The following is an 18,186-nucleotide window of genomic DNA, read 5'->3' on the forward strand; positions in this document are numbered from 1 at the left end:
GGGCAAGCCCGCTCGCCACAGCAAGCACAACCAGCCGCTCCGGCCGCCTGCGCGATCAGCGCAGGTTCAGACTGAACCCCACCCGCGTCAACCACTCGGCTTCCTGGGCAAAGTCCGCCTGGGTCAACTGGTTTTCATCCAGCCAGCCTTTCGGGAACACCACATCCAGGCTGTCGCCGTTGGCGCGCAGGGTCACCTGGGGCATTTCCTGGGTGCCGCGAATGTGATGGAACAGGATCGCAAAGCGCAGCAGCACGCACAGGCGGATCAGCTTGATGCCTTCGTCACCGAATTCAGCGAACTTGTCCTTAGGGATGTTGCGGCGATGGCCGCGTACCAGCAGGGCGAGCATTTGCTGGTCTTCGCGCGAGAAGCCGGCCAGGTCCGAGTGCTCGATCAGGTAGGCGCCGTGCTTGTGGTAATGGTAGTGGGCAATGTCCAGGCCCACTTCATGCACCTTGGCGGCCCAGCCCAGTAGCTCGCGCCAGACGCCGTCTTCCAGGTCCCAGTCCTCGGCCACCTGGTCGAAGGCATGCAGGGCTTTGCGCTCCACACGGGCGGCTTGTTCCAGGTCGACGTGGTAACGCTCCACCAACGAGGTGAGCGTGCGCTCACGCACGTCTTCGTGGTGGTGCCGGCCCAATAGGTCGTAGAGCACGCCTTCACGCAGTGCGCCATCGCAGTGGTCCATGCGTTGCAGCTCAAGGGCGTCGAAGATCGCTTCGAGAATTGCCAGGCCGGCCGGGAAGATGGTGCGGCGATCGGGCTTGATGCCGTCGAAGTCGATTTTTTCGGCATCCCCCAGCTTGAACAGCTTGCGCTTGAGCCATGCCAGGCCTTCGGCGTTGACTTCGCCGGTGCCATGGCCGCCGGCTTTCAGGGCCAGGCCGATGGCGCGGATGGTGCCAGACGAGCCGATGGCTTCATCCCAGGTCAGGCGGTGCAGGGCGTGTTCGATACTCATGATCTCCAGCCGCGCCGCCGTGTAGGCCTGGGCGTAGCGCGCCGGGGTGATCTTGCCGTCCTTGAAGTAGCGTTGGGTGTAGCTGACGCAACCCATCTGCAGGCTTTCGCGCAACAAGGGCTCGAATCTTTGCCCAATGATGAATTCGGTACTGCCGCCGCCGATGTCGGCGACCAGGCGTTTGCCGGGGGTGTCGGCCAGGGTGTGGGACACGCCCAGGTAGATCAGGCGAGCCTCTTCTCGGCCGGAGATGACTTCGACCGGATGTCCAAGGATTTCCTCGGCGCGGCGTATGAATTCGCCACGGTTGCGGGCTTCGCGCAACGCGTTGGTGCCGACGATTCGCACGGCACCCAGGGGCATGCCGTTGATCAACTGGGCAAATCGCTTCAGGCAATCGAGCCCACGCTGCATGGACTCTTCATTGAGCTGGCGCTCGTCGTCGATGCCGGCAGCCAGTTGTACTTTCTCGCCGAGCCGCTCAAGGATGCGGATTTCGCCGTTCTGGGCCTTGGCCACGACCATGTGAAAGCTGTTGGAGCCCAGGTCGATGGCGGCGATCAGGGACAGATTCTTGGCTTGGGATTGCGGCATGGTTTGGGGGTCTCGGTCGATAACCTTGCCATCGTGCCACGATCGACCTTTGGTGCCAACGCGTACGGCTTCGGTAATTTTCCTGCGGGTGTCTGTGAGGAATTCTTGTGGGATATGTAGGGTGGTTTTCTAAGTTAAAGGGAAGTGGAGATTTTCTTTGTAGGAGTTATTAGCTGTTGATTGTAGTTTTGGTATTTGCGACTTTGCCTACAAGGTGGAGATCAATAGCTTATCGGAATTGACTCTAAACCTACTCGGCACTTAGGTTCGGCCCACTTTTTATTTTTACGCCTCCCACAAGTTTTGGCGTGTTCTCTGATTCATTAATTAGGTGCCAACGCTACAGACTGTTATCCGGCAATCTTGCCGTGGTGTTATTTATTTGTGGTCGGAGTTTTCGGCTGTCGTAAATGCATCTATTCATTACAGATGACAGGTTGAATATGAAAAAAATGCTTGGTGTCACAGTGGGTGCTCTTTGCTTGGTCGCAAGTATTGGGGCACATGCAACGAATGTTGCTGAACTGATTGTACGAGGGACTATCAAACCGGCGGCTTGCAATCTTAGCCTTGCCGGTGGTGGCATTGTCGATTACGGGACTATTTCCGCTGCAAGCTTGCTGCCGACGCAGTTCAATCCGCTATCAGCGAAAACTGTGAGCTTGACCATCAATTGCGGCCAGAACGCGGCGCCGGTCCGAGTTGCGCTGAGCGACCTGCAACCCGCCAACAGCAAGGTGCCCGGCATCCTCGGTATCGGCTTCACCGAGGCGCAGAACTACAGCCTGGGCCGTGCCAATGGCAAGAACACCGGTGGGTACTCCGTGACCCTCAAGAACCTGACAGGGAACATCGGGTCTCTGACCCCTATCATGCGAAGCAGCCAAGGGGCAGCTTGGCAGGTCAGCGACGGTAAAGTCGCGCAATCGCCTGCGCAGTATTCATGGCGTAGCGGTGCCAGTGTAGTCCCTGTATCCGTCAGCACACTTACCGGGACGCTAGAAGTGAAAGCCGTTATCAATCGCACGAACGATTTGGACCTGACCCGTGATGTAACGCTGGATGGTCGTACCAGTCTGTTAGTGGATTACATCTAAGTACGTCATTAATAGCCGGCATGAACGCAAAGATACTGACCTGTCTCTGTTAAGTGTCGGCTGTTTAAGCGTGTGCGTTTGGTGGTGTTCGACTTTATGGCTGGGGAAAATCGGTGAATGCTCTATCAATAGTACTAAAGTCGTTGCCGCGCTATATAAGCTTGTGCCTCTTTTTGTGTGGTATGGCAGTAGCGGACGGAATGCAGCCCGAGTCAACCGTTGTCATTTTGAATGAAGAAGAGGGTGAGGCGACGCTTAACGTAAAAAATACGGACCCTGGCCCGGCGTTGCTTCATTCGGTCATATTAAACTTGCCCGAAGATCCGGAACCCTTGTTGATCGTAACGCCCCCGATTACGCGGGTCGAAGCGGGCGACACCCAACTTGTCCGCTTTATCAGTACCACAAAGCAACCGCTCAAGACCCAGCGTCTGAAACGAGTGTCCTTTGAGGGTATCCCCGAAGCACGTGCACCCGGCGGTGCGACCATTGGTATCACCCTGCGCCAGAGCCTGCCATTGATCCTGCACCCCAAAGGCTTGCCCAAGCATGACGCGCCCTGGCAGTTGCTGACATGGACGCGTGAAGGGAATCAGTTGAAGGTCCACAACAACAGCGCCTACGTCGTGCGCATGGGGATGGAAGTACAGCTGCACCCGCAGGCAGGCGTGGCAACGTTGCCGCGCACCTACATCCTGCCGGGCGGAGTGCTGACGCTCGAGTCGACAGGCTCAGTGGCGGGAGTGGCGGCCGTGAGCATTCAACCGGCCACGGTCTACGGGTTCACGGTGGACAGTTACCGCGCGCCCGTCACAGCAGATGCGGATTGACGGGCCTATGAAAAACACCAGGCATACCCGTCGCTCTGCCAATAGCGTGCCGAGCACTGTTTCCCAGCTTCGCTCCAGAATTCTGCTGGGGCTTGCGACGCTGTGCAGCCTGCCAGGCACCAGCGCAGCGGTTGGGCTGGGGGAAGGTTTTGATCTGGCCGCGTTGAATTCCCTTGGGATTGATCCGCAGGTGTCTGAATACTTTCGTAGCGCAGCGCGCTTTCGCGAAGGTGTCCATGTGGTTGGGCTGCGAGTCAATGGCACGCCGCTGGGGTTGGTTGACGCCCGTTTCGACTACCAGGGCCAGTTATGTTTTACCCCAGCGTTGCTGGCAAAAGCAGGTCTGGTTACCCCGTCCAGGCTTCTGCGCGAGGGCATCACCCCTGACCAGGCCTGCCATGATTTCGTTGGGGAATACCCCGCGACCATGGTACGGCTGCGCCCCAGCAGCGACGAGGTCACCCTGGTGGTGCCGACCCAGTCCCTGCGTGCACCGGAGTGGGAAGGCGGGAGTTTTTCCGAGGGTGGCGCGGCCGCCATCTTCAACTATGACGTATTGGGGTTCGATACCCACTCGCGCAGTGGGTCAAGTCGCTTCGTGTCAGCGTATACCGAGGCGGGATTCAATCTGGGTAATTGGATTGTACGCAGCCGTCAGTTTTATGTTTCCGACAATGGCAAGACGCGCACCGAACAGGTGAACGCCTATGCCCAGCGTGATATCGCGGCGTTGCAGTCGACGTTCCAGGTGGGGCAGATTTCCAGCAACAACCCGATTTTTGGCGGTGTACAACTGACAGGCTTGCAGTTCTCCCCGGACGGGCAGCAGCGCAACGGTGCGGGCGACAGCAATGTCGTGGTTGAAGGGCTGGCTCAAAGCCAGTCGCGGGTCGAGGTTCGTCAATCGGGTGCATTGATCCATTCCACCCTGGTGCCGGAGGGGCCGTTCCGGCTGACCGGTTTACCGTTGCTGAACAGCACCAGCGACCTCGATGTGAGCGTGATTGACGTGCGTGGGGCAAAGCGCAGTTTCGTGGTGCCCGCTGCGTCCTTTCGGGGTGGGGCTCCGATCGAGCCGGGGTATTACTTTTCCCTCGGTAAGGTGCGTGAAACGGCCATCGACAACCAGGAATCGCCCGTGGTCGCCATGGGCAGCGGCACCTGGGGGCTGGGCCAGCGCTCGTCGCTGGGTTTCGGTCTGCTGAGTACCGATGAGTATCAGTCGGCCGGCGGATCGCTGAGCAGTGTGTTTTTCCATCAGATGACCGTGGGCGTGCGTCATAACTTGTCCCGTGATGCTCAAGATGAGGTGGGTGGCGCGCGTAACACGCTGTCTTTGGCAGCTCCTCTATTCGCCAATCTTGATATGAACCTGAGCGCTTCGGCGCAGAGCCGCGGCTACCGGGAGGTACTGGACGCCGGCCAGGCGTCGCGGGGGTACAACCTCGATGCGCGTTTCAAGCGCCAGTACACGGCGGGGTTGAACTGGACGGCCCCATCCCTGGGCGGCTTCTCCTTCGGTTTTACCCGCAATTCGCAATTCGACGGGCAATCCAACGATCACCTCTTTGCCTCGTGGAACAACACGTTCAACGGCGTGGGTGTCGCACTGATCGCCGACGCCCAGCTAGGCGCGACCGAGCCTCGGCGCGTGGACCCGGCTCGGGGCAGCCGTCGCGACGAGCGGCAGGACGAAGGCACGTCGGTCAGGCTGCAGGTCACGGTGCCCCTGGGGGCTGATCGGCGTGTGAGTTCTTATGTCAGTCGTCGAGGTGACCGGCTGGATGCCGGCACCGCCCTCAGCGAGCGGGTCAACGACTACGTGAACTACGAGGTCGGTGTTGATCGGGACATGAAAGAGCGTGAGCAAAGCGTGCGCGGTCGTGTGGACGTCTTGCCGCTGTATACCCGCGTGAGCTTGGGTATAGACCGTGATTCGGCGAACACCAACTATTCCGGGCAACTACAAGGCGGCATCGTGGCCCATGAGCACGGAGTAACCTTCTCGCCGTATGCGGTGCAGGACACCTTTGGCATTGTTTCGGTGGGCGATATCGGGACGGCCAAGGTTTCGACGCCCCAAGGACCGGTATGGACCGATTTCAGCGGCCAGGCGGTGATCCCCGGGCTGCAGGCCTACAGCAACAACCATCTGCAGGTGCAGACCCAGTCGCTGCCCAAGCGCGTCGACTTGAAGAACGGCACCAAGGTGCTCGCTGCCGGTCGGGGTTCAGTCAATATTCTCAACTTTGATGTGGTGAAAGTCCGTCGTCTGTTGCTTGAAGCCCAGGACGAAGAGGGCCGGCCACTGCCTCAAGGCGCCGCAGTGTTCGGCCAGGACAACACCTTTGTGACCAGTGTGGTGGGTGACGGCATGATTTTTCTCAGCAATATCGATGGTCCGCAAACCTTGAAGGTTTCACTGCCGGATTCGCAATCCTGCCTGCTGCAAGTCAACCCGGAGCAAGAGCCTGACGATGACAAACTCTATGAAACCGCACCGGTGGTCTGCCATGTTCGCTAGGCGCCGGAACCTGTGGCTGTTGTGGGTAGCCCTTGTGGCGACCCAGACGCAGGCTGAAAACTGCCGGATGACCCTGAGTGAGCCCCGTGTCGACTATGGTGTGATTCGCCCAGCGCAAGCTCCCTCCGGCAGGGCGCTAATGACGCTGGACACACCGCGCACGCTGCACTTGAGCGTGCTGTGCGCAGACCCTTCGGCGATGTCGCTGCGTTTCAACGGCGCAGCCGCCGATGCCCAGGGCTTCCAGTTTGGTCGGCAGGGGCGTTTTACCTTGAACCTGAGGCAGGCTCAGGTCGACGGCAAGCCGGTGTCGTGGCTGCCCGATGACAGCTCCAGCGCGCAGTTGTTACCGGGTCGTGTGTTAGCTGCAAGCGCGGGCGGTACGCCGGTGACGGGCCGTCGGCTGACAGCCCAAGTGGAGGTCGCGGTTCAACTGCCGGCCAATGCCCTCGCGGTGCCTCGGGAGATGCTGCTGGAAGGCCGCGGCCAATTCGAACTGGTCAGCCCGGCTGTTCCGTAGAACCAATGAAATTGGACAGCTCGGCGGTTTGCGGGCTAGCGAACAGCACTTTGGGGTCGCCCACCTCGTGCACCTTGCCCTGGTGCATGAACACCAGCTTGTCGCCGACTTCGCGGGCGAAGCGCATTTCGTGGGTCACCATGATCAGGGTCATGCCGTCCTTGGCCAGTTGGCGCACCACGCTGAGCACTTCGTTGACCAGTTCCGGGTCGAGGGCCGAGGTGATTTCGTCGCACAGCAGTACTTTGGGCGACATGGCCAGGGCGCGTGCAATCGCCACGCGTTGTTGCTGGCCGCCGGACAGGCGATCGGGGAAGGCGTCGAATTTTTCGCCCAGCCCGACGCGCTCCAGCATTTGCCTGGCCAATTGGGCCGCCTTGGCCTTCGGCACTTTCTGCACCACTTGCGGCGCGAGCATCACGTTTTCGCCGACGGTCAGGTGTGGGAACAGGTTGAACTGCTGGAACACCATGCCGACTTTCTGCCGCAGGCTGCGCAGGTCAGCGCGGGCGGCGTCGAGGTATTCGCCATCGACTTCGATCACGCCGTCGTTGATCGACTCCAGGCCGTTGAGGGTACGCAGCAAAGTGGATTTGCCCGAACCGCTGCGGCCGATGATCGCCACCACCTGGCCTTCTTCAACGGTCAGGTCGATGCCTTTGAGTACATGGTGATCGCCGTAATACTTATGCAGGGCGGAAATTCTAAGCAGAGGCATGCAGTCTCCTTTCCAGGTAGCGCGCACTGAGGGATAAGGGGTAGCAGAGCAAAAAGTAACCAAGGGCCACCAGGCCGTAGACCATGAAGGGCTCAAAGGTCGCGTTGGCGAGCATGCCGCCGGTCTTGGTCAGTTCGGTGAAGCCGATGATCGAGGTCACGGCGGTGCCTTTGACCACCTGCACCGAAAACCCCACGGTGGGCGCGACGGCAATCCGCAGCGCCTGGGGCAGGATCACGTAGCGCAGTTGCTCAAGCGGGTTTAGTGCAAGGCTTGCCGAAGCTTCCCATTGCCCGTGGGCGATTGAGTCGACGCAGCCCCGCCAGATTTCGGCGAGGTAGGCGCTGGTGAACAACGTCAGGGCAATTGCCGCCGCGAGCCAAGGCGAGATATCCACGCCGAGCAGGGCGATGCCGAAAAACACCAGGAACAGCTGCATCAACAACGGCGTACCCTGGAACAGTTCGATATAGGTGCGCGCAAGGTTGCGCGGGAACGCGTTGCGGCTGATGCGCATCGTCATCACCAGCAAGCCGATCACCCCGCCACCGACAAACGCCACCAATGACAGCAGCAAGGTCCACTGCAGGCCCGTGGCCAGGTTGCGCACGATGTCCCAGAACGAAAAATCACTCATCGGCTGTTCCTCATCACGAAGCGGCGGCCGATCCAGTTGAGCAGCTGGCGAATCATCAGCGCCATGCACAGATACACCAGGGTGGTCAGGGCATAGGTTTCGAATGCACGGAAATTGCGCGACTGGATGAAGTTGGCGGCAAAACTGAGTTCTTCCGTGGCGATCTGCGAGCACACCGCCGAACCGAGCATCACGATGATGATCTGGCTGCTCAGGGCCGGCCACACCTTGCCCAGCGCCGGCAGCAGCACTACGTGGCGGAAGGCTTCGAAGCGTGTCATTGCCAATGCGGCGGCGGCTTCCAGCTGCCCGCGCGGTATCGCTTGAATGCCGGCGCGGATGATTTCCGTGGAGTAGGCCCCCAGATTGATCACCATTGCCAGCACGGCGGCTTGCCATTCGGTGATCTTCAGCCCCAGGGAGGGCAGGCCGAAGAAGATGAAGAACAGTTGCACCAGGAACGGCGTGTTGCGGATCAACTCGACATACACACCGAAGATCCACGCAAACGGCTGGATCTTCCACGCCCGCACCACGGCGCCGACGGTGCCCAAGGCCACGCCGAGGATAGCGCCGATGGCCGTCAGCTCCAGGGTGAACAGCGCGCCGCGCAACAGCAGGTCGGTATTGGCCAGCACCGGCACGAAGTCAAATTGATACGCCATGAGTCAGCTCCGTCGTTTCAGAGATCGGCGGGCAGTGGCTCTTTCAGCCATTGCAGTGCGTTCTTTTCCAGGCTGCCATCGGCCTTGGCCGCGACCAGGATCTGATTGACCTTCTCCAGCAGCGCAGGCTCATTCTTGTTAACGCCCACGTACACCGGCGAATCCTTGAGCTTCACTTTCAGCGCGGGCACGCGTTTCGGGTTGCGCTCGTTGATCGCCACCATCACCACGTTGCCGCTGGCGATCAGGTCGACCTGGCCGGCGAGGTAGGCGGCGATGGTCGAGTTGTTGTCTTCGAAACGCTTGATCGTGGCTTCCTTGGGCGCGACGGCGGTCAGCTCGATGTCTTCAATGGCGCCACGGGTCACGCTGATGGTCTTGCCCTTGAGGTCGTCGGTGCTGCTGATGGCCGCTTCAGGCGGGCCGAACACGGCCAGGTAGAACGGTGCATAGGCCTTGGAGAAGTCGATGACCTTTTCCCGCTCGGCGTTCTTGCCCAGGCTGGAGATCACCAGGTCGACCTTGCCCGTGGTGAGGAAGGGAATGCGGTTGGTGCTGTTGACTGGGGTGAGTTCCAGCTTGACCTTGAGCTGGTCGGCCAGCAGCTTGGCGGTGTCGATGTCCAGGCCGCGGGGCTTCATGTCGGGTCCGACCGAGCCGAACGGCGGGAAGTCCTGGGGTACGGCGACCTTGAGGGTGCCACGGGCGACGATGTCGTCCAGACCGTTGGCCTGGGCGGGTGCCTGGCTCAGCATCAGGCTGGCAAACAGGGCAGTAAGCAGGGCGCTGTAGCGCTTGGTCATGGCAACTCTCCGAGAAGGGCGAAGGAATTTTCTGGATTTGCTTAGTGCACAGCCCATGCCATCACCCTGAATAGTCCCTGCAAGCCATGGATTTGTTGAGTTGGGGTGGTCTTACTGGTCTGAACAGTTGCAGCGGTTTTCGCACCCTTTTCGAGCGGCGATAAAACCTCGCGAGCCCCTTTGGGGCGTGGCTTGCCGCCGGCCGCGAATAGCTTTACAACTAGCCGCTCAGTTGTCTGGAACCTTGAGTTTTCTATGAATTCCATCGCCCAAGCCGTACCGGAAGCGGCCCTGCAGGCCATCCGCAAACTGATCAAGGAGCAAGGCTTCGGGCCGGGCGATGCCTTGCCGTCGCAACGGGATCTGGCGGTGCAGTTGGGGGTGAGTCGGGCCTCGTTGCGCGAGGCGTTGTCATCCCTGAGCGCGTTGGGTGTGGTCAGTGTGCAGCCTGGGAAGGGCGTGTTCGTGCAGGCTGTTGAGGAGTCGCCGGGGTTTGCCTGGCCGTTCGCGGCCCAGGCCACGCCGCTGGATATCTTCCAGTTGCGCTATGCACTGGAAGGGTTCGCGGCGGGGTTGGCGGCGGTGACGCTGACCATCGATGAGCTGGACAGCCTGGAAGATAACGTCGAGGCCATGCGCAAGGTACTCAAGACTGGCGACTTCGAGGCGGCCGCGCGGCTGGACTTCGAATTCCATCAGCGCATCCTGCTGGCCAGCGGTAATCAGGCCATGGTGAGCATCCTGAGTGCCAGCGCCGAGGTGTTCCTGGAGAGTCAGAAGCTACCGTTCATCCGGCCGGAGCGGGCCATGGAAACCTGGCAGGAACACCGCAGGATCCTGCGCGCCCTAGCCCGGCGCGCCAGTGCGGCGGCGCAGAAAACCATGCAGGAACACGTGCGCAATGCGGCGCTGCGTACGGGTATTGCCTTTGTGATTCCCGTCACGCCGTGAGTTGGGCTATACCCAAACTCATGCAGCACCATAGCAAGACTCAATCAGAGGCGGCTTCCTGAACGCGGGAAGGGCGGCTATGATGGGCCACGTTTTTTTTGCTTACAATCCGGAGACATCCATGAGCAACGATCTTATCAAGCACGTCACCGACGCGACCTTTGAGGCCGAAGTACTCAAGGCTGCTGGCCCGGTGCTGGTTGACTACTGGGCTGAATGGTGTGGCCCTTGCAAAATGATCGCTCCAGTCCTGGACGACATTGCAACCACCTACGAAGGCAAGTTGACCATTGCCAAGCTGAACATCGACGACAACCAGGAAACCCCGGCCAAGCACGGCGTGCGTGGTATCCCGACCCTGATGCTGTTCAAGAACGGCAACGTCGAAGCGACCAAAGTAGGCGCGCTGTCGAAGTCTCAGCTGCAAGCTTTCCTCGACGCGAACATTTAAGCGTCGTCAAAAAAGCCCCGCAAATAGCGGGGCTTTTTCGTGAAACAGGGCTAGACGCTCCGAAACTCAGGTGGTACATTCGGCCCCGCACTGGTTTCTCCACTGCCCCCTGCATGCCGTCGCCGACGCACTCCTTTTCGATTAGTACGCGATCCTGTCGCCTTCTCCGCGGCGCGGCCTCATTAAGCCAAAAGCTTAATTTCCCCCCTCCATAAATGATTACGTCATTCCTATATGAATCTGACTGAACTCAAGCAAAAGCCGATTACCGACCTGCTCCAGCTGGCCGAAGAAATGGGCATAGAAAATATGGCCCGTTCGCGCAAGCAGGACGTGATTTTCTCCCTGCTGAAAAAGCACGCGAAAAGCGGCGAGGAAATCTCCGGTGATGGCGTGCTGGAGATTCTCCAGGACGGCTTCGGCTTCCTCCGCTCTGCTGACGCCTCCTATCTTGCCGGCCCCGACGATATCTACGTCTCGCCGAGCCAGATCCGTCGCTTCAACTTGCGCACCGGTGACACCATCGTTGGCAAGATCCGCCCTCCGAAGGAAGGTGAGCGTTATTTCGCCCTGCTCAAGGTCGACACGATCAACTTCGATCGTCCCGAGAACGCGAAAAACAAGATTCTCTTCGAGAACCTGACGCCGCTGTTCCCGACCGTGCGCATGAAGATGGAAGCCGGTAACGGTTCCACCGAAGACTTGACCGGTCGTGTGATCGACCTGTGCGCCCCGATCGGCAAGGGCCAGCGTGGCCTGATCGTCGCACCGCCGAAAGCCGGTAAGACCATCATGCTGCAGAACATTGCAGCGAACATCGCGCGTAACAATCCTGAAGTTCACCTGATCGTGCTGTTGATCGATGAGCGTCCAGAAGAAGTGACCGAAATGCAGCGCACCGTGCGCGGCGAAGTGGTTGCCTCCACGTTCGATGAGCCGCCAACCCGCCACGTGCAGGTTGCCGAAATGGTGATCGAGAAGGCCAAGCGCCTGGTCGAACACAAGAAGGACGTGGTGATCCTGCTCGACTCCATCACCCGTCTGGCCCGTGCCTACAACACCGTGATCCCGAGCTCCGGCAAGGTATTGACCGGTGGTGTCGATGCCCACGCCCTGGAGAAACCGAAGCGTTTCTTCGGCGCCGCGCGGAACATCGAAGAAGGCGGCTCGCTGACCATTATCGCCACCGCACTGGTTGAAACCGGTTCGAAGATGGACGAAGTGATCTACGAAGAGTTCAAGGGTACCGGTAACATGGAACTGCCCCTGGACCGTCGCATCGCGGAAAAACGCGTGTTCCCGGCGATCAACATCAACCGTTCCGGCACTCGCCGCGAAGAGTTGCTGACCGCCGACGACGAACTGCAGCGCATGTGGATCCTGCGCAAGCTGCTGCACCCGATGGATGAAGTTGCAGCCATCGAGTTCCTGGTCGACAAGCTGAAAACCACCAAGACCAACGACGAGTTCTTCCTGTCGATGAAGCGTAAGTAATACGACGTTTCAGGTCCGAAAGAATGGCGCCCTCAGGGGCGCCATTTTTTTTCGCCTGCTTTTTAAGCGCCGTTGGCACCCAAATGCACCGCGATAAGCTGCCAGCGGCCGCCATAGCAGGTAGGATGTACGCCTATTTTACGGGTGGCATGGTTAATGAAATTCAAGGATCTTCGGGATTTCGTGCAGCAACTTGAGCAGCGCGGAGAGTTGAAACGTATCCAGATGCCGATTTCCCCGGTGCTGGAAATGACTGAGATTTGCGACCGTACCCTGCGTAACAAGGGCCCGGCGCTGCTGTTCGAGAACCCGACCGGCTTTGATATCCCGGTGCTCGGCAACCTGTTCGGCACGCCCGAGCGCGTGGCCTTTGGCATGGGCGCCGAGTCGGTCAGCGAGCTGCGCGAGATCGGCAAGCTGCTGGCCTTCCTCAAGGAGCCCGAGCCGCCCAAGGGACTCAAGGACGCCTGGTCGAAGCTGCCGATCTTCCGCAAGATCATTGCCATGGCCCCCAAAGTGGTCAAGGACGCGGTGTGCCAAGAGGTCGTCATCGAAGGCGACGACGTCGACCTGGCCATGCTGCCGGTGCAAACCTGCTGGCCCGGCGATGTCGGCCCGCTGATCACCTGGGGCCTGACCGTCACCAAGGGCCCGAACAAGGACCGCCAGAACCTCGGTATCTATCGCCAGCAAGTGATCGGCCGCAATAAGGTGATCATGCGTTGGCTGAGCCACCGTGGCGGCGCGCTGGACTTCCGCGAATGGTGCGAAAAACACCCCGGCAAACCTTTCCCGGTCTCCGTGGCCTTGGGCGCCGACCCGGCGACCATCCTCGGCGCCGTGACCCCGGTGCCCGACAGCCTGTCCGAATACGCGTTCGCTGGCCTGCTGCGGGGTAACCGCACCGAGTTGGTGAAGTGCCGTGGCAACGACCTGCAAGTGCCGGCTACTGCCGAAATCATCCTCGAAGGTGTGATTCATCCGGGCGAAATGGCCGATGAAGGCCCTTACGGCGACCACACCGGCTACTACAACGAAGTCGACAGCTTCCCGGTGTTCACCGTCGAGCGCATCACCCACCGCATCAAGCCGATCTACCACAGTACCTATACCGGTCGTCCGCCGGATGAGCCGGCCATTCTGGGCGTTGCGCTCAACGAAGTGTTCGTGCCGATCCTGCAGAAGCAATTCCCGGAGATCACCGATTTCTACCTGCCGCCGGAAGGCTGCTCGTACCGCATGGCCATCGTGACCATGAAGAAGTCGTACCCAGGCCATGCCAAGCGGGTAATGCTCGGTGTGTGGTCGTTTTTGCGACAGTTCATGTACACCAAGTTCGTTATTGTCACCGACGACGACATCAATGCCCGCGATTGGAACGACGTGATCTGGGCCATCACCACGCGCATGGACCCCAAGCGCGACACGGTGATGATCGATAACACGCCGATCGACTACCTCGACTTCGCCTCGCCGGTGTCGGGTCTGGGTTCAAAGATGGGCCTGGACGCCACCCACAAGTGGCCGGGTGAAACCACCCGCGAGTGGGGCCGGGTGATCGTCAAGGATGAAGCCGTCACCGCCCGTGTCGATGCGATCTGGAAAGAATTGGGAATAGATTGATGCGTGTAACCCTGCAACCTTCCGGCGCCGTGCTGGAGCTGGTCCCCGGCGAGCGAATCCTCGAAGGCGCGCGCCGCCTAGGGTACGAATGCCCCCAGGCCTGTCGCAACGGCGTGTGCCATGTGTGCGCTGCGTTGTTGGTGGAAGGCCGCGTGCAGCAGGCCGGTGAAGTACGTGATCACGGTGAGTTCTATACCTGCATTGCCGAGCCGCTGGAAGATTGCATTGTGTTGTGGGATGGCGTGCTGGCGCCGGGAGAGTTGCCGTTGCGCAAGTTGTCGTGCCAATTGAGTGAATGCGTCGAGGTGGGTGGCGATGTGTGGCGCGTGCGCCTGCGTGCGCCGGCTGGCAAAGCGGTGCGTTACCACGCCGGGCAATACCTGATGATCGAGCGGGAGAACGGCGAGAAGTCCGCGTTTTCCCTGGCCTCGGCCCCCCACGCCGGGCGCGAGCTGGAGCTGCATGTGCTGGCCCGTGAGGACAGCGCGCGCACGTTGCTTGAACAGTTGCAACGCAACCAGATGGCCCGTGTCGAGCTGCCTTTTGGTGATACCCACCTGGCCGAGCTGCCGGATGGGCCGCTGGTGCTGATCGCCGCCGGCACCGGCATGGCGCAGATGCACAGCCTGATCGAACACTGCCGAGCTTCTGGCTTCAAGCACCCGGTGCACCTGTACTGGGGCGTGCGCCGTCCGGAAGATTTCTACGAGATTGAACACTGGGACCAGTGGCTGCAACTGCCCAACCTGTTCCTGCACAAGGTCGTCAGTGACCTGTGCGGCTGGGAAGGGCGCTGCGGGTTGCTGCATGAAGCCGTGTGCGAAGACATCACCAACCTCAAGTCGGTACACGTCTACGCCAGCGGTTCACCGGCCATGATCTACGGCACGCTGGATGCGCTGGTCGAAGCTGGCATGGATGCGCACCAGATGCGTGCCGATGTGTTTGCCTACGCCCCCCGCCCCTGAAGCCTTACGCTGAACCCCTGTGGGAGCTGGCTTGCCTGCGATAGCGGTGTGCCAGCCGACCCATGTTTTCCTGACCCACCGCTATCGCAGGCAAGCCAGCTCCCACACTGATCTGCACTGTGCTTAGAAGCGTACGCCAGTCGTGACCATTGCCGCATTGAACCCCAGCAACACCACCTCCGCCGCCACCGGCCCGTAATGCGCGCCTACCGACGGAATGATCACCGGCGCCACGCCGAATCGGTTCAACGGGATCTTGTCGCGGTACTTGCCGCGATAACCCTGGATCGCCCCGCCCGTCAGCTTCAAATACACCGGATAGTCGGCCATATCGTAGCGTTTTCCCGCATACGCATAGTACGAGCGCTGCCGGAACGAGTTGCGAAACGTCGCCCCGCCATACACAAATCCTGAGGCTTCATTGCGCTCCAGGCCGATCAGGTCCTGGTTGTTGTTGTGCTCGGGGTCGGGCGCGAAATGCCGGGTGTAGACGCTGGTCTGTGCGTACCAGAAGCCTTTGTCATCTTCGGTGACCGGCGCTTCGCCCGCCAGGGCGGTGGTGGCCTGAGCCAGGAACAGCAGGCCAGGCAATCGGAATTTTTTCATGGGTGCGACCTCGGTAGTCGGTTTGATGGGCGGCTAGGTGGGTCGTGATCTGTGTCCTATTTTGACGGCTTGGCACGTTTCCAGGCTGAACCGGGGCTGAAAGTAGCGGGATTGGCCCCTGCAATCCTGACGAATGGGTCATTTTGCTTATGCATTCGCTTATGCTTTAAAGGTATTTAATTTGTTACATAAATATCCTTAAGCTATATCGCAACGGACTACCGACTCAATCACAACCACCAACAACTGACCGCCACCGCCCGCCAGCCGGATCGATCGTATGAACTCAGGACACGACGTTCTGGTTTTTGATTCAAGGGGAGCGGTATGGGGAGCTACAAGCAACACGCGCTGTACTCGGCGATTTTGTCGGCCAATTTGCTGACCGCCGTGAGTTTCAATCCAGTCTTCGCGGCCGAAACGTCCGCCACCGATGCACCCAAGCTCGACACCGTGATCGTCACCGGCACCCGCGCCCAAGAGCGTACGGCCAGTGCGTCGCTGTCGCCTATCGATGTGATTTCCGGCGACACCCTGCGCAGCACCGGTTCCGATGAGCTGGGGGCAGTGTTGGCGCGGCTGATTCCGTCGATCAACTTCCCACGCCCGAGCCTGGTGGACGGCGCCGAACTGGTGCGCCCTGCGCAGCTGCGTGGGTTGTCGCCGGATCAGGTGCTGGTGTTGGTCAATGGCAAGCGCCGCCATACCAGCGCCTTCGTCAACCTGGGCGGGGCGGTGGGCCGCGGCTCGGCGCCAGCGGATTTGAATGCGATCCCGCTGTCGGCGGTCGACCATATCGAAGTGCTGCGCGATGGTGCGTCCGCGCGTTATGGCTCCGATGCGATTGCCGGGGTGATCAACGTGATCCTCAAACACGCCGACCATGGTGGTTCGATCTCCTCCAAGTTCGGCGAGTACAAGAAGGGCGACGGCATCCAGCGCAACCTCAGTGGCAACACCGGCGTGGCATTGGGTGATAACGGCTTTATCAACCTCTCGGCCGAAGGCGCCGACAACGACTACACCAACCGTGCCGGCAAGGATTTGCGTCCAGCCAGCGTAGGCTCCACGACCTACGGTCAGCAGGTGTTTCGCCAGGGCGAGCCGGCCACCAATGAAGGCAAATTCCAGTTCAACTCGGAATATTCCTTCAACGATGCGGCCGAGTTCTACACCTTCGGCGGCTACAGCAAGCGTCGTGGCGAGACGGCGGCGTTCTACCGGGCGAGCAATGCGTCCAACAATATTCCGGCGCTCAATCCCAATGGCTATTTGCCGCTGATCAAGGGCAACCTGGAAGACACGTCGTTGGTGGTGGGCCTGCGTGGGCTGTTGGCCTATGACTGGCATTACGACCTGTCGGCCAACTACGGCAAGAACCAGTACGAGCTGAGCACCGAAACCATCAACACGTCACTGGGTCTGGCCACGCCGCGAAAGTTCGACAACGGCACCCTGAGCAACGACCAGAAACAAGTCAGCCTGGACCTGTCCCGTGAATTTGACCTGGGCTTCCTGCCGTACCCGGTCTCCGTGGCTTTTGGCGGTGAATACCTGCGCCAGGGTTATGAGATTGAGGCGGGTGAGCCGGCATCCTACTACCAGACCGGCAGTTCGGGCCTCGGCGGCTTCCGTGATGCCGACGCCGGCAGCAGTTCACGTCACAACTGGGCGCAGTACCTGGACCTGGAAACCAACTTCACCGAAAAACTCAGCGCGTCGGCGGCCGTACGGCATGAGGATTACAGTGACTTCGGTTCCAATGTCAGCGGCTCGCTGTCGGCCCGCTACGATTTCACCCCACAGGTGGCCTTGCGCGGCAGCATTTCCAACGGATTCCGCGCGCCGTCCCTGGCTCAGCAGAACTTCGCGTTTACTTCGTCGCAGTTGATCGGCAGCGACATCCGCGAGGCCGGTACTTTCCCAGCCTCCAGCCAGGTCGCACGCCTGCTGGGCGCAGAGGACCTGAAGGCCGAAAAGTCGCGTAACTACAGCCTTGGTCTGGTGCTGGAGCCCGCCGATGACCTGACCGTAACGGTGGATGTGTACCGCATCGATATTCGTGACCGCATCAGCCTGTCGTCCAACCTCAACCTGGACCCGGCCACCCAGGCTTATCTGCGCGCCAATGGCGTGGGCAACATCAACTACACCACCGCCCGCTACTTCACCAACGCTACGGACACCAGCACCGACGGCGTCGATCTGGTGGCCAACTACCGCTACCAGTTCGATAACGGCATCCGCTGGAACAGCACCGTGGGCTACAACTACAACCACACCAAGGTCACGGACGTGAAGCCCAACCCGGCCATCCTCGACAGCTTGGGTGCGAACTTGGTGCGGGTGGACCGCCGCGAGAAAAGCGGTCTGCTGGGCGATACCACGCCTGAACACAAGTTGAGCCTGGGTAACGACTTCAGCTACGGCAATTGGGCGCTGCACAGCAACCTGGTGCGCTATGGAGAATTCACCAGCTACCAGGCTGACAAGGTCAACGACCAGACCTTCAAGGCGGCTTGGGTGTTGGATTTGTCGGCGGACTACAAGTTGAAGAACTGGACCTTCACCCTCGGCGGCGACAACGTCACCGATAAATACCCGGAAAAGGTCAATGCCTTCGCCAGCAGTGGTGGCAACTTGGCCTATAGCACTTTTTCGCCGTACGGTTACAGCGGCGCGTTCTATTACGGTAAAGTTGCCTATAACTGGTAATACACAGGAGACCTAAGCGATTTGCC

At 60.1% G+C, this 18,186-nt stretch carries 16 protein-coding genes; 10 read left to right on the top strand and 6 right to left on the bottom strand.

Going from position 1 to position 18,186, the window contains the following annotated elements:
* Nucleotides 1-55: 55 nt before the first annotated feature.
* On the bottom strand, nucleotides 56-1,558 hold the full coding sequence (gene ppx / locus HX868_RS08350; protein ID WP_177002547.1) for an exopolyphosphatase: 1,503 nt from the start codon (nucleotides 1,556-1,558) through the stop codon (nucleotides 56-58).
* 443 nt (nucleotides 1,559-2,001) lie between these two features.
* Here ppx and HX868_RS08355 point away from each other — a divergent pair, with 443 nt between their 5' ends.
* From HX868_RS08355 to HX868_RS08370, 4 genes are all read left to right on the top strand, one after another.
* Complete coding sequence (locus HX868_RS08355) at nucleotides 2,002-2,655, top strand: DUF1120 domain-containing protein (protein ID WP_177002749.1); 654 nt, start codon at nucleotides 2,002-2,004, stop codon at nucleotides 2,653-2,655.
* 200 nt (nucleotides 2,656-2,855) lie between these two features.
* Entirely contained in the window at nucleotides 2,856-3,485 is a 630-nt protein-coding gene (locus HX868_RS08360; RefSeq protein ID WP_343048069.1) for a fimbria/pilus chaperone family protein, read from the top strand.
* A 7-nt stretch (nucleotides 3,486-3,492) separates the two neighbouring features.
* Nucleotides 3,493-6,009, top strand: coding sequence for a fimbria/pilus outer membrane usher protein (locus HX868_RS08365; RefSeq protein WP_246355505.1), 2,517 nt, complete (start codon nucleotides 3,493-3,495; stop codon nucleotides 6,007-6,009).
* Nucleotides 6,010-6,148: 139 nt separating this feature from the next.
* A complete protein-coding gene (locus HX868_RS08370; protein ID WP_343048070.1) occupies nucleotides 6,149-6,529 on the top strand; it encodes a DUF1120 domain-containing protein in 381 nt (126 codons plus the stop codon).
* On the opposite strand, the gene HX868_RS08375 is transcribed toward HX868_RS08370, so the two are convergent.
* The 4 genes from HX868_RS08375 to HX868_RS08390 are packed head-to-tail and all read right to left on the bottom strand — an operon-like array spanning nucleotide 6,510 to nucleotide 9,352.
* Nucleotides 6,510-7,247 (bottom strand): amino acid ABC transporter ATP-binding protein, encoded by a 738-nt coding sequence (locus HX868_RS08375; RefSeq protein WP_177002549.1) that lies wholly within the window; start codon nucleotides 7,245-7,247, stop codon nucleotides 6,510-6,512. The genes HX868_RS08370 and HX868_RS08375 overlap by 20 nt on opposite strands.
* A complete protein-coding gene (locus HX868_RS08380) occupies nucleotides 7,234-7,884 on the bottom strand; it encodes an amino acid ABC transporter permease (RefSeq protein ID WP_028618409.1) in 651 nt (216 codons plus the stop codon). Before HX868_RS08380 ends, HX868_RS08375 begins: the two co-directional genes overlap by 14 nt.
* Nucleotides 7,881-8,549: an amino acid ABC transporter permease gene (locus tag HX868_RS08385; RefSeq protein WP_028618408.1), complete on the bottom strand. Its 669-nt coding sequence runs from the start codon at nucleotides 8,547-8,549 to the stop codon at nucleotides 7,881-7,883. Before HX868_RS08385 ends, HX868_RS08380 begins: the two co-directional genes overlap by 4 nt.
* Before the next feature lie 17 nt (nucleotides 8,550-8,566).
* Entirely contained in the window at nucleotides 8,567-9,352 is a 786-nt protein-coding gene (locus HX868_RS08390) for a transporter substrate-binding domain-containing protein (protein WP_177002550.1), read from the bottom strand.
* 255 nt (nucleotides 9,353-9,607) lie between these two features.
* Between HX868_RS08390 and HX868_RS08395 the strand changes: the two genes are divergently transcribed.
* The 5 genes from HX868_RS08395 to HX868_RS08415 all read left to right on the top strand — a co-directional run bounded on the left by HX868_RS08395 (nucleotide 9,608) and on the right by HX868_RS08415 (nucleotide 14,839).
* Nucleotides 9,608-10,303 carry a FadR/GntR family transcriptional regulator gene (locus tag HX868_RS08395; protein WP_177002551.1) on the top strand — a complete coding sequence of 232 codons (696 nt, stop codon included), beginning with the start codon at nucleotides 9,608-9,610 and terminating at the stop codon, nucleotides 10,301-10,303.
* A 121-nt stretch (nucleotides 10,304-10,424) separates the two neighbouring features.
* Entirely contained in the window at nucleotides 10,425-10,754 is a 330-nt protein-coding gene (trxA, locus tag HX868_RS08400) for a thioredoxin TrxA (RefSeq protein WP_015886460.1), read from the top strand.
* Nucleotides 10,755-10,988: 234 nt separating this feature from the next.
* Nucleotides 10,989-12,248, top strand: a complete 1,260-nt coding sequence (rho, locus tag HX868_RS08405; RefSeq protein ID WP_016973082.1) for a transcription termination factor Rho — start codon at nucleotides 10,989-10,991, stop codon at nucleotides 12,246-12,248.
* Between the two features lie 156 nt (nucleotides 12,249-12,404).
* Nucleotides 12,405-13,871: a 4-hydroxy-3-polyprenylbenzoate decarboxylase gene (gene ubiD / locus HX868_RS08410; RefSeq protein ID WP_003176824.1), complete on the top strand. Its 1,467-nt coding sequence runs from the start codon at nucleotides 12,405-12,407 to the stop codon at nucleotides 13,869-13,871.
* Nucleotides 13,871-14,839, top strand: a complete 969-nt coding sequence (locus HX868_RS08415; protein ID WP_177002552.1) for a CDP-6-deoxy-delta-3,4-glucoseen reductase — start codon at nucleotides 13,871-13,873, stop codon at nucleotides 14,837-14,839. The genes ubiD and HX868_RS08415 overlap by 1 nt, the downstream gene beginning before the upstream one ends.
* A gap of 123 nt (nucleotides 14,840-14,962) precedes the next feature.
* On the opposite strand, the gene HX868_RS08420 is transcribed toward HX868_RS08415, so the two are convergent.
* Complete coding sequence (locus HX868_RS08420; protein WP_095013952.1) at nucleotides 14,963-15,445, bottom strand: sn-glycerol-3-phosphate transporter; 483 nt, start codon at nucleotides 15,443-15,445, stop codon at nucleotides 14,963-14,965.
* A gap of 327 nt (nucleotides 15,446-15,772) precedes the next feature.
* Here HX868_RS08420 and HX868_RS08425 point away from each other — a divergent pair, with 327 nt between their 5' ends.
* On the top strand, nucleotides 15,773-18,160 hold the full coding sequence (locus HX868_RS08425; protein ID WP_177002553.1) for a TonB-dependent receptor plug domain-containing protein: 2,388 nt from the start codon (nucleotides 15,773-15,775) through the stop codon (nucleotides 18,158-18,160).
* Nucleotides 18,161-18,186: the final 26 nt, after the last annotated feature.

The sequence above is a fragment of the Pseudomonas reactans genome (assembly GCF_013385825.1).
In the GTDB taxonomy this organism is placed as follows: Bacteria; Pseudomonadota; Gammaproteobacteria; order Pseudomonadales; family Pseudomonadaceae; genus Aquipseudomonas; species Aquipseudomonas reactans.

Excerpts from the sequence above, each read along its gene's own strand:
- ppx (WP_177002547.1), bottom strand. The coding sequence starts at position 1,558 with ATGCCGCAATCCCAAGCCAAGAATCTGTCCCTGATCGCCGCCATCGAC.
- HX868_RS08370 (WP_343048070.1), top strand. The coding sequence starts at position 6,149 with ATGACGCTGGACACACCGCGCACGCTGCACTTGAGCGTGCTGTGCGCA.
- HX868_RS08365 (WP_246355505.1), top strand. The coding sequence starts at position 3,493 with ATGAAAAACACCAGGCATACCCGTCGCTCTGCCAATAGCGTGCCGAGC.
- HX868_RS08375 (WP_177002549.1), bottom strand. The coding sequence starts at position 7,247 with ATGCCTCTGCTTAGAATTTCCGCCCTGCATAAGTATTACGGCGATCAC.
- rho (WP_016973082.1), top strand. The coding sequence starts at position 10,989 with ATGAATCTGACTGAACTCAAGCAAAAGCCGATTACCGACCTGCTCCAG.
- HX868_RS08415 (WP_177002552.1), top strand. The coding sequence starts at position 13,871 with ATGCGTGTAACCCTGCAACCTTCCGGCGCCGTGCTGGAGCTGGTCCCC.
- HX868_RS08420 (WP_095013952.1), bottom strand. The coding sequence starts at position 15,445 with ATGAAAAAATTCCGATTGCCTGGCCTGCTGTTCCTGGCTCAGGCCACC.
- HX868_RS08385 (WP_028618408.1), bottom strand. The coding sequence starts at position 8,549 with ATGGCGTATCAATTTGACTTCGTGCCGGTGCTGGCCAATACCGACCTG.
- HX868_RS08395 (WP_177002551.1), top strand. The coding sequence starts at position 9,608 with ATGAATTCCATCGCCCAAGCCGTACCGGAAGCGGCCCTGCAGGCCATC.
- HX868_RS08425 (WP_177002553.1), top strand. The coding sequence starts at position 15,773 with ATGGGGAGCTACAAGCAACACGCGCTGTACTCGGCGATTTTGTCGGCC.
- HX868_RS08390 (WP_177002550.1), bottom strand. The coding sequence starts at position 9,352 with ATGACCAAGCGCTACAGCGCCCTGCTTACTGCCCTGTTTGCCAGCCTG.
- ubiD (WP_003176824.1), top strand. The coding sequence starts at position 12,405 with ATGAAATTCAAGGATCTTCGGGATTTCGTGCAGCAACTTGAGCAGCGC.
- HX868_RS08380 (WP_028618409.1), bottom strand. The coding sequence starts at position 7,884 with ATGAGTGATTTTTCGTTCTGGGACATCGTGCGCAACCTGGCCACGGGC.
- HX868_RS08360 (WP_343048069.1), top strand. The coding sequence starts at position 2,856 with ATGCAGCCCGAGTCAACCGTTGTCATTTTGAATGAAGAAGAGGGTGAG.
- trxA (WP_015886460.1), top strand. The coding sequence starts at position 10,425 with ATGAGCAACGATCTTATCAAGCACGTCACCGACGCGACCTTTGAGGCC.
- HX868_RS08355 (WP_177002749.1), top strand. The coding sequence starts at position 2,002 with ATGAAAAAAATGCTTGGTGTCACAGTGGGTGCTCTTTGCTTGGTCGCA.